At 55.2% G+C, this 15,927-nt stretch carries 11 protein-coding genes; 8 read left to right on the forward strand and 3 right to left on the reverse strand.

Translation table 11 applies throughout. The annotated features are described in order from the left end of the window. Positions 1-100 precede the first annotated feature (100 nt). Positions 101-664 carry a 1,6-anhydro-N-acetylmuramyl-L-alanine amidase AmpD gene (gene ampD, locus PU683_RS20305; RefSeq protein ID WP_023480445.1) on the forward strand — a complete coding sequence of 188 codons (564 nt, stop codon included), beginning with the start codon at positions 101-103 and terminating at the stop codon, positions 662-664. Then, positions 661-1,515 (forward strand): beta-lactamase regulator AmpE, encoded by an 855-nt coding sequence (ampE, locus tag PU683_RS20310; RefSeq protein WP_277174438.1) that lies wholly within the window; start codon positions 661-663, stop codon positions 1,513-1,515. Before ampD ends, ampE begins: the two co-directional genes overlap by 4 nt. A 15-nt stretch (positions 1,516-1,530) precedes the next feature. On the opposite strand, the gene PU683_RS20315 is transcribed toward ampE, so the two are convergent. From PU683_RS20315 to aroP, 3 genes are all read right to left on the reverse strand, one after another. Beyond that, complete coding sequence (locus PU683_RS20315) at positions 1,531-2,481, reverse strand: glycoside hydrolase family 43 protein (protein WP_277174439.1); 951 nt, start codon at positions 2,479-2,481, stop codon at positions 1,531-1,533. Further along, a complete protein-coding gene (locus PU683_RS20320; protein ID WP_277174440.1) occupies positions 2,481-3,887 on the reverse strand; it encodes a glycoside-pentoside-hexuronide (GPH):cation symporter in 1,407 nt (468 codons plus the stop codon). Before PU683_RS20320 ends, PU683_RS20315 begins: the two co-directional genes overlap by 1 nt. A gap of 172 nt (positions 3,888-4,059) precedes the next feature. Continuing rightward, entirely contained in the window at positions 4,060-5,430 is a 1,371-nt protein-coding gene (gene aroP / locus PU683_RS20325; RefSeq protein WP_277174441.1) for an aromatic amino acid transporter AroP, read from the reverse strand. A 538-nt stretch (positions 5,431-5,968) separates the two neighbouring features. Here aroP and pdhR point away from each other — a divergent pair. The 6 genes from pdhR to PU683_RS20355 all read left to right on the forward strand — a co-directional run bounded on the left by pdhR (position 5,969) and on the right by PU683_RS20355 (position 15,714). Beyond that, complete coding sequence (pdhR, locus tag PU683_RS20330) at positions 5,969-6,733, forward strand: pyruvate dehydrogenase complex transcriptional repressor PdhR (protein WP_023480248.1); 765 nt, start codon at positions 5,969-5,971, stop codon at positions 6,731-6,733. Between the two features lie 175 nt (positions 6,734-6,908). Beyond that, entirely contained in the window at positions 6,909-9,572 is a 2,664-nt protein-coding gene (gene aceE, locus PU683_RS20335; protein WP_023480311.1) for a pyruvate dehydrogenase (acetyl-transferring), homodimeric type, read from the forward strand. A 14-nt stretch (positions 9,573-9,586) separates the two neighbouring features. Beyond that, positions 9,587-11,488, forward strand: coding sequence for a pyruvate dehydrogenase complex dihydrolipoyllysine-residue acetyltransferase (aceF, locus tag PU683_RS20340; protein ID WP_277174442.1), 1,902 nt, complete (start codon positions 9,587-9,589; stop codon positions 11,486-11,488). A 202-nt stretch (positions 11,489-11,690) separates the two neighbouring features. Next, entirely contained in the window at positions 11,691-13,115 is a 1,425-nt protein-coding gene (lpdA, locus tag PU683_RS20345) for a dihydrolipoyl dehydrogenase (protein ID WP_023480442.1), read from the forward strand. Positions 13,116-13,396: 281 nt separating this feature from the next. Continuing rightward, entirely contained in the window at positions 13,397-14,128 is a 732-nt protein-coding gene (gene traT / locus PU683_RS20350; protein ID WP_270221317.1) for a conjugal transfer complement resistance protein TraT, read from the forward strand. Positions 14,129-14,289: 161 nt separating this feature from the next. After that, complete coding sequence (locus PU683_RS20355; RefSeq protein ID WP_277174443.1) at positions 14,290-15,714, forward strand: hypothetical protein; 1,425 nt, start codon at positions 14,290-14,292, stop codon at positions 15,712-15,714. Positions 15,715-15,927: the final 213 nt, after the last annotated feature.

The raw sequence follows: 15,927 nt of genomic DNA on the forward strand, positions 1-15,927 counted from the left end.
AAAGTTAGCGTTTGGTTGTGCAGCTCCGGCATTACGGGAGGCGGCCTAAGCATGCTACTCTGAAGCGTGTTTCAGCACCATCCTCTATAAGGAGTTCCTTATGCAGTTACGCAAGGGTTGGCTCGTGGAGGCGCGGCATGTGCCCTCTCCGCACTATGATTGCCGCCCGGACGATGAGTCGCCATCACTGTTAGTCGTTCATAATATCAGTCTGCCTCCCGGCGAGTTTGGCGGCCCGTGGATTGACGCACTCTTTACCGGCACGCTGGACCCCAGCGCCGATCCCTATTTTGCCGGCATTGCTCATCTTCGCGTATCTGCGCACTGTCTGATTCGCCGCGACGGAGAAATAGTGCAATATGTGCCTTTCGATAAGCGCGCCTGGCATGCGGGCGTCTCCTCTTATCAGGGGCGCGAGCGCTGTAACGATTTCTCAATCGGTATTGAGCTTGAGGGAACGGACGACCTGGCGTATACCGACGCGCAGTACCGCCAACTGGCGGCGGTGACACGAACGGTGATTGAGCTTTACCCGGCGATTGCCGACAATATGACCGGACATAGCGATATCGCGCCTGAACGTAAGACCGACCCCGGCCCTGCGTTTGACTGGGCCAAATTTCGTGCCCTGGTCGCCGCGTTGTCAGAAAAGGAGATGCCATGACGTTATTCACCATGCTGCTGGTACTGGCAGCGGAGCGGCTGTTTAAACTGGGAGAGCACTGGCAGCTGGATCACCGGCTGGAGGTGCTGTTCCGGCGCATCAAGCGCTATTCGATGCTGAGAACGCTGTTAATGACGGCGTTAGCCATGCTGGTGACCTTCCTGATTCTTCGTGCGCTGCTGGGGCTGTTTTTCAACGTCCCGCTGCTGGTGGTGTGGATCCTGATTGGCCTGCTGTGTATCGGCGCGGGGAAGGTGCGGTTGCACTACCACGCCTACCTGAAAGCGGCGGTGCGTAACGACAGCCGCGCCCATACGGCGATGGCCAGTGAGCTGACGCTGATTCACGGCGTGCCGCCCGGTTGCGATGAGCGTGAGTTCCTGCGCGAGTTGCAGAATGCGCTGCTGTGGATCAACTTCCGCTTCTACCTCGCGCCGCTGTTCTGGTTTGTGGTGGGGGGCCCGTGGGGGCCGGTATTGCTGGTTGGATACGCCTTTTTGCGTGCCTGGCAGTACTGGCTGGCGCGCTTCCAGACGCCGACCGAGCGCCAGCAATCGGGCATCGACGCCATTTTACATCTGCTGGATTGGGTGCCGGTGCGCCTTGCGGGCGTGGTCTATGCGCTGATCGGCCATGGTGAGAAAGCGCTGCCTGCCTGGTTTGCCTCCCTCGGCGATACCCACACCTCGCAATACCATGTGTTAACGCGGCTGGCGCAGTTCTCGCTGGCGCGCGAGCCGCATCATGATAAGGTCGCCACGCCGAAAGCGGCGGTATCAATGGCGAAGAAGACCTCGTTTGCCGTGGTCGTGGTGGTAGCGTTACTGACGATTTACGGCACGCTGATGTAACCGCGTGCCGCTGGTTTAGTGATTATCCGCCGCCGGGATGCCGAAGTCAGGCATCCCGTTTTCCTGCCAGCGAATCGTTTTCAGGCGCGTATGGCGGTTGGGATCGTAGAGTGGGTCGCCCTCAATTTCGGTGTAGTTACGCGCGTGGTACACCAGGACATCTTCCCCCTCCGGAGTCTGTGTAAAGCTGTTGTGTCCAGGGCCATACTGGCGATTTTCATAACTGGTTTTAAACACCGGCGCTGGCGATTTATGCCAGTTTTCTGGCTCAAGCGGGTTGGCATCAATCGCGATCCACAGCAGACCCATGCAGTAGTTCTCGTCCGTCGCGCTGGCGGAGTAGCTGATAAAGAGTTTATCCTGGTGAAACAGCACCGCCGGGCCTTCGTTAACCAGAAAGCCACGGCACTCCCACTCATACTCCGGTTTGCTTAGCATCACCGGCTCGCCTTTCAGCGTCCACGGGTTTTCCATCTCTGCCAGATAGAGATTGGAGTTGCCGGCAATATCTGGCGCTTTTTGCGCCCACAAATACCAGCGCTTACCCTGATGAACAAAGGTGGTGGCATCCAGCGCAAAGGTGTCGAATGGCGTCTTAACCTGGCCTCTTTCAACCCACTCGCCGCTGAGCGGGTCGTCATCTGCGCACTCAAGCACAAACATGCGATGCTGGAACATATTCAGCTTGTCGAGCGCCCTGGTTCCGGCAGCGGCAAAGTATAAATACCATTTGCCATCAATGTGATGCAGTTCCGGTGCCCAGATAAGCTCGCTCATCGGCCCGCTTTGTGGCTTGCGCCACACCACCACGCCCTCTGCGCTGCGCAGCCCGTCGAGGGTTGTGGCGCGGCGGATCTCCAGGCGATCGTACTCCGGCACCGAGGCGACAAAGTAGTAATGTTCCTGATGGCGCAGAATAAACGGGTCTGCGCGCTGTTCAATAAAGGGATTCGGCCACGTTTTCATTATGCATTCCTTACGTTTTTCACCGCCGGTACGCTCTGGCTGTCACTCAGCTCATGATAGTTAATGCGGCGTTTTTCCAGATCCGCCTGGATCTGTTTCATCAATTCACGGTCGACTTTTAACAGGCGAACCACGCCTGCGGTGATGAGATAACCGACGCCCGGGATCACGGTAAACAGCAGCATGATGCCGTTGATCGCACTGGCGCTCTGCTGTTTGGCCCCAGCATCGTAGCCATACCAGGAGAGCAGGAAGCCGACCATCGCGCCCGCCACCGCCAGACCCACTTTCAGGAAGAAGAGATTGCCGGAAAAGCTGATACCGGTAATACGTTTGCCGGTTTTCCACTCGCCGTAGTCATCCACATCGGCCATCAGTGACCAGTGCAGTGGGGAGGGGATCTGGTGCAGGATGTTCAGCAAGAAGTAGAGCACCGCAATCATCACCGTCGCGCGTGGGTCGAGGAAGTAGAAGCCGCAGGAGAAGATCGCCAGCGCGATATTGGTCCAGAAGAAGACTTTCAGTTTGCACCAGCGGTCGGTCAGCACTTTTGCCAGCATGCTGCCGAACATCATGCCGACCACGCCCAGGCTGATAAACAGCGTGGCGAAGTGGGTGCTCTCCTGCATCACCCAGGTGACGTAATACATGGTGGCAGCCATACGGATAAAGCCGGGGCAGACGTTGCACAGCGTCAGCAGCAGAATGCGCACCCACTGATCGTTTTTCCACACGTCCCTGAAATCTTTCTTCAGATCGTCATTGGTCGGCACCGCCGGGCGCACGCGTTCGCGCACCGTAGCAAAGCAGAACAGGAACATACACATGCCGATAAACGCCAGAACCGTCATCGCCATCTGATACCCTTTGGCTTTATCCGCGCCGCCGAACCACTCCGCCATCGGCAGCAGCGTCAGCGACAGCAGCAGCGTCGCGATGCCGACCATCACAAACCGGTAGGACTGGCAGGCCACGCGCTCTTTCGGATCGTTGGTGATGACGCCGCCCAGTGAGCAGTAGGGGATGTTAATGGCGGTATAGGTGAGTGAGAGCAGGAAGTAGGTGACGAAGGCATAGATAACTTTGCTGCTATAGGTCCACTCCGGCGTGGTGAACATCAGCACGCTGAAGAGTGCGTAGGGCACGGCAATCCACAGTAGCCATGGGCGAAAACGACCATATTTGCTCTGCGTGCGGTCGGCCAGTGCGCCCATTAACGGGTCGGTAATGGCATCAATAACGCGAATCGACAGCAGCAGCACGCCGACCAGCGCGGGAGCCAGACCGAAGATATCGGTATAGAAATAGTTAACAAACAGCATGATGGCGCCAAAGATGATGTTGCATCCGGCGTCGCCCATGCCATAACCGATCTTCTCTTTAACAGACAGTTTATTGGTGTCCATCGACGGGTCTCCCTCTAAGGTATGAGTTCGATTATTCGCCCGTATATTTTTATTTGCGTAGCAGGATCACGCCGCAGTGATGGACAAAATGGCTACGTAAAGGAAAGTGTGAGGAAGATAACATTGGTTTAACAACCCTCTCCCGGACGGGAGAGGGCAGAGGCAAACTCAATCAGTGCGCTTTTACCGCTTTTGCATTTTTCTGTCGTACCAGGTAGCCGACGCCAAGAATGGCAATCCAGACCGGGATGAGCCACACGGAGATCGCCATACCCGGCGTCATCACCATGATAACCAGCACCGCCGCCATGAAGATCAGGCAGATCCAGTTCCCCAGCGGGTAGAAGAGCGCCGGGAAGCGCGGTTTCACGCCCTGTTGCTGCTTCGCGCGGCGAAAACGCATATGCGCGAGGCTAATCATCGCCCAGTTAATCACCAGCGCGGAGACCACCAGCGCCATCAGCAGCCCAAAGGCGGATTCCGGGGCGAGGTAGTTAATCAGCACGCAGAGGGCGGTGAAGAGCGCAGAGACCAGAATGGTGTTAACCGGCACGCCGCGCTTGTCGGTTTTTTGCAGCATTTTCGGCGCGTTGCCCTGTTTGGCCAGGCCAAACAGCATGCGGCTGTTGCAGTAAACGCAGCTGTTATAGACCGACAGCGCTGCCGTCAGCACCACAATATTCAGCGCGTTGGCCACCAGGGAGTCGCCCAGTTCATGGAAGATCAGCACAAATGGGCTGGTATCAGCCGTTACGCGGGTCCATGGCAGCAGGGAGAGCAGCACCGCTAGCGAGCCGATATAGAAGATCAGAATGCGGTAGATCACCTGGTTGGTCGCTTTGGGAATGCTCTGCTCCGGGTTATCCGCTTCCGCCGCGGTGATACCGACCAGCTCCAGCCCACCGAAAGAGAACATGATAATCGCCATCATCATCACCAGGCCGCCGATGCCGTGCGGCAGGAAGCCGCCCTGTTCCCATAAGTTGCGTACTGTCGCCTGCGGGCCTGCGCTGCCGCTAAACAGCAGCCAGCCGCCGAAGAGGATCATCGCCACCACGGCCACCACTTTGATAATGGCAAACCAGAACTCCATCTCGCCGAACACTTTTACGTTGGTCAGGTTGATGGCGTTGATAACGACAAAGAAGACGGCAGCAGAGACCCAGGTTGGGATCTCCGGCCACCAGAACTGGACATATTTACCGACCGCCGTGAGTTCCGCCATGGCGACCAGCACATAGAGCACCCAGTAGTTCCAGCCGGAAGCGAAGCCGGCAAAACTGCCCCAGTATTTATAGGCGAAGTGGCTGAAGGAGCCGGCAACCGGCTCTTCAACCACCATCTCACCAAGCTGGCGCATAATCAGAAATGCGATAAAACCGGCAATCGCGTAGCCGAGAATAATGCCGGGCCCGGCCGACTGGATGACTGACGCGCTGCCCAGAAACAGCCCAGTCCCAATAGCACCGCCCAGCGCGATAAGCTGTATATGGCGGTTCTTAAGGCCGCGCTTTAGCTGATCGCCGTGCTGTTGACCTTCCATTATGAAACCTCGTGTGTGGTTATTATGTTTACGCTATGGTGAGCGTGTAAGGAATAAGTTCCATTTATATGTATTATTTGCTTTACGAAACGGCAGGGTAATTTTAACTTGAGACCTTTCGCATGCCAAAGAATAGTGGTAAGCGAAGGGGAATGCATCTGCTTTATGATGCCTTAATGACGAGCTGATGAAAAAAAGAGCGCGCGTCACTACCCCTCATACCCCTCCATCCATTCCCACACTTCTTTTTATGCATACAAAGTGAATAAAAAAGCAGCTGGTGGAAAACTGAATCGGTTCAGATTCAGTAATTTGCGTTTCGGGAAAGAGAGAGCTCACTCTAAAGGGGTAAACGAGTCATTTATGTAAGGTTACATCTTTGAAACGCCATTTCTGTTTAGTTGTTAAAATGTGCGTGGTTTCCTGATTTCAATCAAAACCTGTATGGACAGAAGGTGAATACTTTGTTACTTTAGCGTCAACAATATGAAATTGGTAAGACCAATTTACTCCGGGCGAGTGGCAGAGACAGGGAACAATGGCCTACAGCAAAATCCGCCAACCTAAACTTTCCGATGTGATTGAGCAGCAACTGGAGTTTTTGATTCTCGAAGGGACGCTCCGTCCCGGTGAAAAGCTTCCTCCAGAACGCGAACTGGCCAAACAGTTCGACGTTTCTCGTCCTTCACTGCGCGAGGCCATCCAGCGTCTCGAAGCGAAAGGCCTGCTTCTCCGTCGCCAGGGTGGCGGAACCTTTGTCCAAAGCAGTCTGTGGCAGAGCTTCAGCGATCCGCTGGTTGAGCTTCTGACCGATCATCCCGAATCCCAATTTGATCTTCTCGAAACGCGCCATGCACTGGAAGGCATTGCTGCTTATTATGCGGCGCTGCGCAGTACCGACGAAGACAAAGTGCGGATTGGCGAACTGCATCGCGCCATTGAGCTGGCCCAACAGTCAGGCGATCTGGACGCCGAGTCCAGCGCGGTAGTGCAGTATCAAATCGCCGTAACGGAAGCTGCACATAATGTAGTCCTGCTTCATCTGCTACGCTGCATGGAGCCGATGCTGGCGCAGAACGTTCGTCAAAACTTCGAATTGCTCTACGCCCGCCGCGAGATGCTTCCGCTGGTCAGCAACCATCGCGCGAGCATCTTCGCCGCAATCATGGCTGGCAAACCGGAAGAGGCGCGTGAAGCGTCGCACCGCCATCTGGCGTTTATTGAAGAGATTTTGCTGGATCGCAGCCGTGAACAGAGTCGTCGTGAACGCTCTCTGCGTCGGCTGGAGCAGCGTAAGAATTAGAATTTTCTGGCGCAATTTGTGCCGGAAGAGTTGTAACAACAGCGCCAACTTTTAGAGCGCGGCAACTAAACGCAGAACCTGTCTTATTGCACTTTTACGAACCTTTACAGGCCGTCAGAGTGCAATGGGACAGGTTCCAGACAATCAACGATTAGATAGATAAGGAATACCCCCCATGTCAGAACGTTTACAAAATGACGTGGATCCGATCGAAACTCGCGACTGGCTACAGGCGATCGAATCGGTCATCCGTGAAGAAGGTGTTGAGCGTGCTCAGTATCTGATTGACCAGCTCCTTTCTGAAGCCCGCAAAGGCGGTGTGAAAGTGGCAGCTGGCACAGGGGCGAGCAACTACGTAAACACTATTGCCGTTGAAGATGAACCGGAATACCCGGGCAATCTGGAACTGGAACGCCGTATTCGTTCAGCTATCCGCTGGAACGCAATCATGACGGTTCTGCGTGCGTCTAAAAAAGACCTCGAGCTGGGCGGTCACATGGCCTCCTTCCAGTCCTCCGCAACCATTTACGAAGTCTGCTTCAACCACTTCTTCCGCGCTCGTAACGAGAAAGATGGCGGCGATCTGGTTTACTTCCAGGGCCACATCTCTCCGGGCGTGTACGCACGTGCATTTGTTGAAGGTCGTCTGACTGAAGAGCAAATGAACAACTTCCGTCAGGAAGTGCACGGTAAAGGCCTCTCCTCTTACCCGCACCCGAAACTGATGCCGGAATTCTGGCAGTTCCCGACCGTTTCCATGGGTCTGGGCCCGATTGGTGCGATCTATCAGGCGAAGTTCCTGAAATATCTGGAACACCGTGGTCTGAAAGATACCTCTGAGCAGACCGTTTACGCCTTCCTCGGCGACGGCGAGATGGATGAGCCAGAATCCAAAGGTGCGATCACTATCGCCACCCGTGAGAAACTGGACAACCTCTGCTTCATCATCAACTGTAACCTGCAGCGTCTTGATGGCCCGGTCACCGGTAACGGCAAAATCATCAACGAACTGGAAGGCATCTTCGCAGGTGCTGGCTGGAACGTAATCAAGGTGATGTGGGGCTCTCGTTGGGACGAGCTGCTGCGTAAAGATACCAGCGGTAAACTGATCCAGCTGATGAACGAAACCGTTGACGGCGACTACCAGACCTTCAAATCGAAAGATGGTGCGTACGTTCGCGAACACTTCTTCGGGAAATACCCGGAAACCGCCGCACTGGTTGCAGACTGGAGTGATGAGCAGATCTGGGCTCTGAACCGCGGTGGTCACGATCCGAAGAAAATCTACGCTGCACTGAAAAAAGCGCAGGAAACCAAAGGCAAAGCAACTGTCATCCTGGCCCACACCGTTAAAGGTTATGGCATGGGCGACACCGCCGAAGGTAAAAACATCGCCCACCAGGTGAAGAAAATGAACATGGACGGCGTGCGTTATATCCGCGACCGCTTCAATGTTCCGGTGACCGATGAGCAAGTTGAAAAACTCTCTTACCTTACCTTCGCTGAAGGCTCTGAAGAGCACAAATATCTGCACGAACGTCGCCAGGCGCTGAAAGGCTACCTGCCGTCTCGTCAGCCGAACTTCACCGAAAAACTGGATCTGCCTGCGCTGGAAGACTTCTCTCAGCTGCTGGAAGAGCAGAACAAAGAGATCTCCACCACCATCGCCTTCGTTCGTGCCCTGAACGTGATGCTGAAGAACAAGTCGATCAAAGATCGCCTGGTGCCGATCATCGCCGATGAAGCGCGTACCTTCGGTATGGAAGGTCTGTTCCGTCAGATTGGTATTTACAGCCCGAACGGCCAGCAGTACACCCCGCAGGACCGTGAGCAGGTTGCTTACTACAAAGAAGACGAGAAAGGTCAGATCCTGCAGGAAGGTATCAACGAACTGGGTGCGGGCGCATCCTGGCTGGCGGCTGCGACCTCTTACAGCACCAACAACCTGCCGATGATCCCGTTCTACATCTACTACTCCATGTTCGGGTTCCAGCGTATCGGTGACCTGTGCTGGCAGGCAGGCGACCAGCAGGCTCGCGGCTTCCTGGTAGGTGGTACTTCTGGTCGTACGACCCTGAACGGCGAAGGTCTGCAGCACGAAGATGGTCACAGCCACATTCAGTCGCTGACTATCCCGAACTGTATCTCTTACGATCCGTCTTACGCTTACGAAGTTGCGGTCATCATGCATGACGGTCTGCAGCGCATGTACGGCGAGAAACAAGAGAACGTTTACTACTACATCACCACGCTGAACGAAAACTACCACATGCCGGCAATGCCGGAAGGTGCTGAGGAAGGTATCCGTAAAGGTATCTACAAACTCGAAACCGTTGCGGGTAACAAAGGCAAAGTTCAGCTGCTGGGCTCCGGTTCTATCCTGCGTCACGTACGTGAAGCCGCGCAGATCCTGGCCAACGACTACGGCGTAGGTTCTGACGTTTATAGCGTCACCTCCTTCACCGAACTGGCGCGTGATGGCCAGGATTGTGAACGCTGGAACATGCTGCACCCGCTGGAAACTCCGCGCGTTCCGTACATCGCTCAGGTGATGAACGACGCTCCGGCTGTAGCATCTACTGACTATATGAAACTGTTCGCCGAACAGGTTCGTACTTATGTACCGGCTGATGATTACCGCGTACTGGGTACCGATGGCTTCGGTCGTTCCGACAGCCGTGAAAACCTGCGTCACCACTTCGAAGTGGATGCTTCTTACGTGGTGGTAGCAGCCCTGGGCGAACTGGCTAAACGTGGCGAAATCGACAAGAAAGTGGTGGCGGAAGCGATCACCAAATTCAACATCGATGCAGATAAAGTTAACCCGCGTCTGGCGTAAGAGGTAAAGAGAGAATGGCTATCGAAATCAACGTACCGGACATCGGGTCTGATGAAGTAGAAATCACCGAGATTCTGGTCAAAGTGGGCGACAAAGTTGAAGCAGAACAGTCGCTGATCACCGTAGAGGGCGACAAAGCCTCTATGGAAGTTCCGTCTCCGCAGGCTGGCGTCGTTAAAGAGATTAAAGTCTCTGTCGGCGACAAAACCGAGACCGGTAAACTGATCATGATTTTCGATTCCGCCGACGGTGCAGCTGATGCTGCACCTGCTCAGGCAGAAGAGAAGAAAGAAGCCGCGCCGGCAGCTGCCGCTCCGGCCGCTGCAAGCGCGAAAGACGTTCACGTGCCGGATATCGGCGGTGATGAAGTCGAAGTGACCGAAATTCTGGTGAAAGTGGGCGACAGCGTGACCGCTGAGCAGTCCCTGATCACCGTGGAAGGCGACAAAGCCTCCATGGAAGTCCCGGCCCCGTTCGCCGGCACCGTAAAAGAGATCAAAGTGAACACTGGCGACAAGGTCTCCACCGGTTCGCTGATCATGGTCTTCGAAGTAGCGGGCGCTGCACCAGCCGCTGACGCGAAACCGCAGGTCAAAGAAGAGGCCGCTTCTGCTCCGGCAGCGGCTGCGGGCGCGAAAGACGTTAACGTACCGGATATCGGCGGTGACGAAGTTGAAGTGACCGAAGTGATGGTCAAAGTTGGCGACAAAGTCTCTGCTGAGCAGTCTCTGATCACCGTTGAGGGCGACAAAGCCTCAATGGAAGTCCCGGCACCGTTCGCGGGCGTGGTGAAAGAGTTGAAAGTGAACGTGGGCGACAAAGTCTCCACCGGCTCGCTGATCATGGTCTTCGAAGTGGAAGGCGCTGCGCCTACGGCTGCTCCGGCAGCGAAGCAGGAAGCGGCACCGGCACCGGCTGCAAAAGCAGAGAAACCGGCTGCTGCTCCGGCTCCGGCCAAAGCAGAAGGCAAATCTGACTTCGCAGAGAACGATGCTTACGTCCACGCAACTCCGCTGATCCGCCGCCTGGCGCGCGAATTTGGCGTTAACCTGGCGAAAGTGAAGGGCTCTGGTCGTAAAGGCCGTATCCTGCGCGAAGACGTTCAGGCCTACGTGAAAGACGCGGTGAAACGCGCGGAATCTGCGCCAGCTGCCGCTTCCGGCGGTGGTCTGCCGGGCATGCTGCCGTGGCCGAAAGTGGACTTCAGCAAGTTCGGCGAAATCGAAGAAGTGGAACTGGGCCGTATCCAGAAAATCTCTGGTGCTAACCTGAGCCGTAACTGGGTGATGATCCCGCACGTTACCCACTTCGACAAAACCGATATCACCGATCTGGAAGCGTTCCGTAAACAGCAGAACGCCGAAGCAGAGAAACGTAAACTGGACGTGAAATTCACCCCAGTGGTCTTCATCATGAAAGCCGTTGCCGCGGCCCTTGAGCAGATGCCACGTTTCAACAGCTCCCTGTCCGAAGATGGTCAGCGTCTGACGCTGAAAAAATACATCAACATCGGTGTGGCGGTTGATACCCCGAATGGCCTGGTGGTTCCGGTCTTTAAAGACGTGAACAAGAAGAGCGTGACCGAGCTGTCCCGCGAACTGACCACCATCTCCAAAAAAGCGCGTGATGGTAAGCTGACTGCCGGCGAAATGCAGGGCGGCTGCTTCACTATCTCCAGCATCGGCGGCCTGGGTACCACCCACTTCGCACCGATTGTGAACGCGCCGGAAGTGGCTATCCTGGGCGTCTCCAAGTCCGCGATGGAGCCGGTGTGGAACGGTAAAGAGTTCGTTCCGCGTCTGATGATGCCGATTTCGCTCTCCTTCGACCACCGTGTGATTGACGGTGCTGATGGGGCGCGCTTTATCACCATCATCAACAACATGCTGTCCGACATTCGCCGTCTGGTGATGTAATCGAGAAGCCGGCCTGACGGCCGGCTTTTTTCTGCTAATCTCATAGCGCTTTTGGGGTTATCAGGGGCAAAGGACAATTCGTTAGCCGTTTGTTGTTTCAAAAATGTTAACAATTTTGTAAACTGCGGGCGGATAGAACGTCCCGGTGGATGAAGGGCGACATGAAGTACCCCTGACCGCCGGAAATCAATAAGAGGTCATGATGAGTACTGAAATCAAAACTCAGGTCGTGGTACTTGGGGCAGGCCCGGCAGGTTACTCTGCTGCCTTCCGTTGCGCTGATTTAGGTCTGGAAACCGTCATCGTTGAACGCTACAACACCCTCGGCGGTGTATGTCTGAACGTAGGTTGTATCCCTTCTAAAGCGCTGCTGCACGTCGCGAAAGTGATCGAAGAAGCTAAAGCGCTGGCCGAGCACGGCATCGTTTTCGGCGAACCGCAGACCGACATCGACAAAATCCGTACCTGGAAAGACAAAGTGATTAACCAGCTGACCGGCGGCCTCGCAGGTATGGCGAAAGGCCGTAAGGTCAAAGTGGTTAACGGTCTGGGTAAATTTACCGGGGCGAACACCCTGGAAGTGGAAGGCGAAAACGGCAAAACCGTGATCAACTTTGACAACGCCATCATCGCGGCGGGTTCCCGTCCGATTGAACTGCCGTTCATTCCGCATGAAGATCCGCGCGTGTGGGATTCCACCGGCGCGCTTGAGCTGAAATCCGTACCGAAGCGTATGCTGGTCATGGGTGGCGGCATCATCGGTCTGGAAATGGGCACCGTCTACCATGCGCTGGGTTCAGAGATTGACGTGGTTGAGATGTTCGACCAGGTGATCCCGGCTGCCGACAAAGATGTGGTGAAAGTCTTCACCAAACGCATCAGCAAGAAGTTTAACCTGATGCTGGAAACCAAAGTGACCGCCGTTGAAGCCAAAGAAGACGGTATCTACGTTACGATGGAAGGCAAAAAAGCCCCGGCTGAACCGCAGCGTTACGACGCCGTGCTGGTCGCCATTGGCCGTGTGCCGAACGGTAAAAACCTCGACGCCGGTAAAGCGGGCGTGGAAGTGGACGACCGTGGCTTTATCCGCGTCGACAAACAGCTGCGCACCAACGTGCCGCACATCTTCGCTATCGGCGATATCGTCGGTCAGCCGATGCTGGCGCACAAAGGCGTACATGAAGGCCATGTTGCCGCAGAAGTTATCGCCGGTAAGAAGCACTACTTCGATCCGAAAGTGATCCCGTCTATCGCCTATACCGAGCCAGAAGTGGCATGGGTAGGTCTGACCGAGAAAGAAGCGAAAGAGAAAGGCATCAGCTACGAAACCGCCACCTTCCCGTGGGCAGCTTCTGGCCGTGCTATCGCTTCCGATTGCGCAGACGGTATGACCAAACTGATTTTCGACAAAGAGACGCACCGTGTTATCGGTGGCGCGGTTGTCGGCACCAACGGCGGCGAGCTGCTGGGTGAAATCGGTCTGGCTATCGAAATGGGCTGTGATGCAGAAGATATCGCGCTGACCATCCATGCGCACCCGACGCTGCACGAATCTGTTGGCCTGGCCGCAGAAGTGTTCGAAGGCAGCATCACCGACCTGCCGAACCCGAAAGCGAAGAAGAAATAAGCCTCTTCACGCCGCGTGTGCGTTCCAGAATAAAGCAGCCTTTATGGCTGCTTTTTTTATATCTGCCGCAGAACCACCACATTTAGTAGGTAATTAGCCCTCAACCAATTGATAACGAAGCCGATAACTCCCTTAAGAATAGTGTTGGCACGCTCGCCTCAGGCGGGTGGCCTGGCGTCGTCATGACATGGACTTTGTCACTTATCCGCGTTTCATCGCTCCCGTCCTGCCTTTGCCGCATTTGTTGTTCTTCTGGTGTACGAAATATAAAGGAATCGTTAATGTCTATTAAAAAACTTGCTGTCGTCGGTATGGTTCTGGCGGCATTTACCCTCTCGGGCTGTGGCGCGATGACGACCGCTATCAAAAAACGCAATCTGGACGTGAAAACCCAGATGAGCCAGACCATCTGGCTGGAGCCTGCCTCTGAGAAAACCGTCTTTATTCAGGTGAAAAATACCTCTGATAAAGACATGAGTAACTTGCAGAGCCTGCTGGCAAAAGAGCTGAGCGATAAAGGTTATAAAGTGACCTCCTCTCCGGATACGGCCTACTACTGGATCCAGGCGAACGTGCTGAAAGCGGACAAAATGGATCTGCGTGAAACCCAGGGCTACCTGAAAAGTGGTTACGAAGGCGCGGCGATTGGTGCTGGTCTGGGTGCCGGTATCACCGCTTATAACAGCAACTCCTCCGGTGCCGCGCTGGGCGTGGGTCTGGCGGCTGGCCTGATTGGTCTGGCGGCAGACGCGATGGTGGAAGATGTGAACTTCACGATGATCACCGACCTGCAGATCTCCGAGCGCAGCAAAGCGAAAGTGACCACCGATAATATCGCCGCACTGCGTCAGGGTACCTCCGGTATTAAGCTGCAGACCAGCACCGAAGAGGGTAACCGCGCGAAGTATCAGACCCGCGTGGTCTCTAACGCCAACAAAGTAAACCTGAAATTCGAAGAGGCGAAACCGGCTCTCGAAGCGCAGCTGGCAAAATCTGTCGCCAACATCATGTAAGTGGATTACTGGCAGCTAAAAAAGCGGGCTCAGGCAACTGGCCCGCTTTTTTTATGCACAAAAGTGACGGATGCCTGCTTTTCAGGCAAAAGCGATAAACCTTCGCTGCACGCTGCCGATGTTACCTGTTTACCATTTCGGTGAGAGGGAGTTTCATCGCCATGATTAACGGCCTTAACCTTACTGCGCTGTTGCCATCAACCGCGCGGGTCAGTACCTCTGCACGGGTCGGCACTGCCGCACCCCTATCCGTAAACAAAGCATCCCCCGGGGATGATGCCTCGACAAAAGTGATGTTCGGCAGCCAGACGCCGGAGATTGCCGCCGTCTATTCGCTGATGCCTAAGAAAGTGAACCCGGCGATTGCAGAGCAGCAGCATAGCCAGATTCAAGGGCTGATGGGGCTGGCCTCCGGCGGCACCTCCGTCTCCGCTTTCGCCACGCTCGGCAGCACGTTGCTGAGCAACCTGAATGATAACCGTGGCGATGTGGTGCAGACGCTGCACGGTGCGGAGATGGGCATTGCCCGCGCGCCGTTCGATTCGGCAATCACGATGGATATCGTCACCCAGTCCGGCACCAAAGTGCAGCTGGTGATGAGCCAGCAGGATGATGGCATGACCGTCCAGCTAAAAACCGACGGCGAGGCGCTCAATGATGATGAAGCAGCGGCCATCGCTGGCCTTGGTAAAGCGTTAGGGGAGACCCTGAGCGGCCTCGGCAAACAGCAGCCGCAGCTTGATATCAGCGGCTTGACCCAGTTTGATACTCGCCTGTTGAAATCGGTGGATCTGAAAACTGACCTGCGTAACGACGACAGGTCGCTACAGTCACTCAATTTCCATGCGGATAACAAAACGCGCTCTACGGCTTATGAAGATGGCGAGTTCTCGCTGAAAATGAGCAGCGACATGGCGCACTCCGCCTTCGCCGGCAACGCCGCGCAGCAGCAATCCGCCTTAAGCGCGTGGGAGAGCAAATTCGACAAAGCGCGCAGTGCAGGGCAGGGCAATTATGAGCAGATGGCGGCGCTGAAGGCGGTCTTCCGGGCGCTTAACAGTAATACCAGCGCCGAAAAAATGCCTGTCGTGGCGACGAATGCGATCCGCATCGGCGATAACGGTGCGTCACAGCTGAGTGGTTTGCATGATTTTTCACTCTCACTGACGCAGACGGAGAAGTCGGTTAATCCCGCGAAGTTGCAGGAGAAAGATCGCTTTGCCTACAGCGCCTCGCAGTCAACGGAAGCCAATACCCACAGCGACAGCACGAAGAGCGTGAAGCAGACAACGCGAAGCCAACTGAGCGCCGCCTGGCACCAGGCGATCGATCCGTCGATTCCGCTGGCGCTGGGCACGCAGCGATCCTCACAAAACTACTATTATCACGTGGTTGAAAATAGCGAGGAGAACAGCACCACGCTCAACTACAACGGACGCGGTCAACTGGCAAACGTTGCGCACCATCAGCAGGTGGATAATCGTGAAACGGTGAGAAAGTATCTGCTGGGCAAACTGGTGGATGAGAGCCTGAACCCGGAGAAATTCAGCCGTAGCTGGGGGCTGGATATCCTCGGCAAGCTTTAACATTGTCTTAACGTAACGGCTCTGCGGAGCCGTTTGTTTTATCGTCGGTTCGAGGATTATTTTTCGCGAAACCCTTCTGCACTCTGCTTTATGCCATCTGTAACGATTCAGCCGGGATTTAATGTTGCTTTTTTGTAAACAGATTAACACCCCCTGAAATTCCTGCTATGCTGCCCGGCGCGGTTCGCGGATTTACCCTACAAACTGCTGTCT

The organism is Candidatus Kosakonia sp. 282A-S69 (genome assembly GCF_029433855.1).
GTDB lineage: Bacteria > Pseudomonadota > Gammaproteobacteria > Enterobacterales > Enterobacteriaceae > Kosakonia > Kosakonia cowanii_A.

What these genes read in the sequence shown, in the direction of transcription:
- ampD (WP_023480445.1), top strand. Translation starts at nt 101, where the DNA reads ATGCAGTTACGCAAGGGTTGGCTCGTGGAGGCGCGGCATGTGCCCTCT.
- ampE (WP_277174438.1), top strand. Translation starts at nt 661, where the DNA reads ATGACGTTATTCACCATGCTGCTGGTACTGGCAGCGGAGCGGCTGTTT.
- PU683_RS20315 (WP_277174439.1), bottom strand. Translation starts at nt 2,481, where the DNA reads ATGAAAACGTGGCCGAATCCCTTTATTGAACAGCGCGCAGACCCGTTT.
- PU683_RS20320 (WP_277174440.1), bottom strand. Translation starts at nt 3,887, where the DNA reads ATGGACACCAATAAACTGTCTGTTAAAGAGAAGATCGGTTATGGCATG.
- aroP (WP_277174441.1), bottom strand. Translation starts at nt 5,430, where the DNA reads ATGGAAGGTCAACAGCACGGCGATCAGCTAAAGCGCGGCCTTAAGAAC.
- pdhR (WP_023480248.1), top strand. Translation starts at nt 5,969, where the DNA reads ATGGCCTACAGCAAAATCCGCCAACCTAAACTTTCCGATGTGATTGAG.
- aceE (WP_023480311.1), top strand. Translation starts at nt 6,909, where the DNA reads ATGTCAGAACGTTTACAAAATGACGTGGATCCGATCGAAACTCGCGAC.
- aceF (WP_277174442.1), top strand. Translation starts at nt 9,587, where the DNA reads ATGGCTATCGAAATCAACGTACCGGACATCGGGTCTGATGAAGTAGAA.
- lpdA (WP_023480442.1), top strand. Translation starts at nt 11,691, where the DNA reads ATGAGTACTGAAATCAAAACTCAGGTCGTGGTACTTGGGGCAGGCCCG.
- traT (WP_270221317.1), top strand. Translation starts at nt 13,397, where the DNA reads ATGTCTATTAAAAAACTTGCTGTCGTCGGTATGGTTCTGGCGGCATTT.
- PU683_RS20355 (WP_277174443.1), top strand. Translation starts at nt 14,290, where the DNA reads ATGATTAACGGCCTTAACCTTACTGCGCTGTTGCCATCAACCGCGCGG.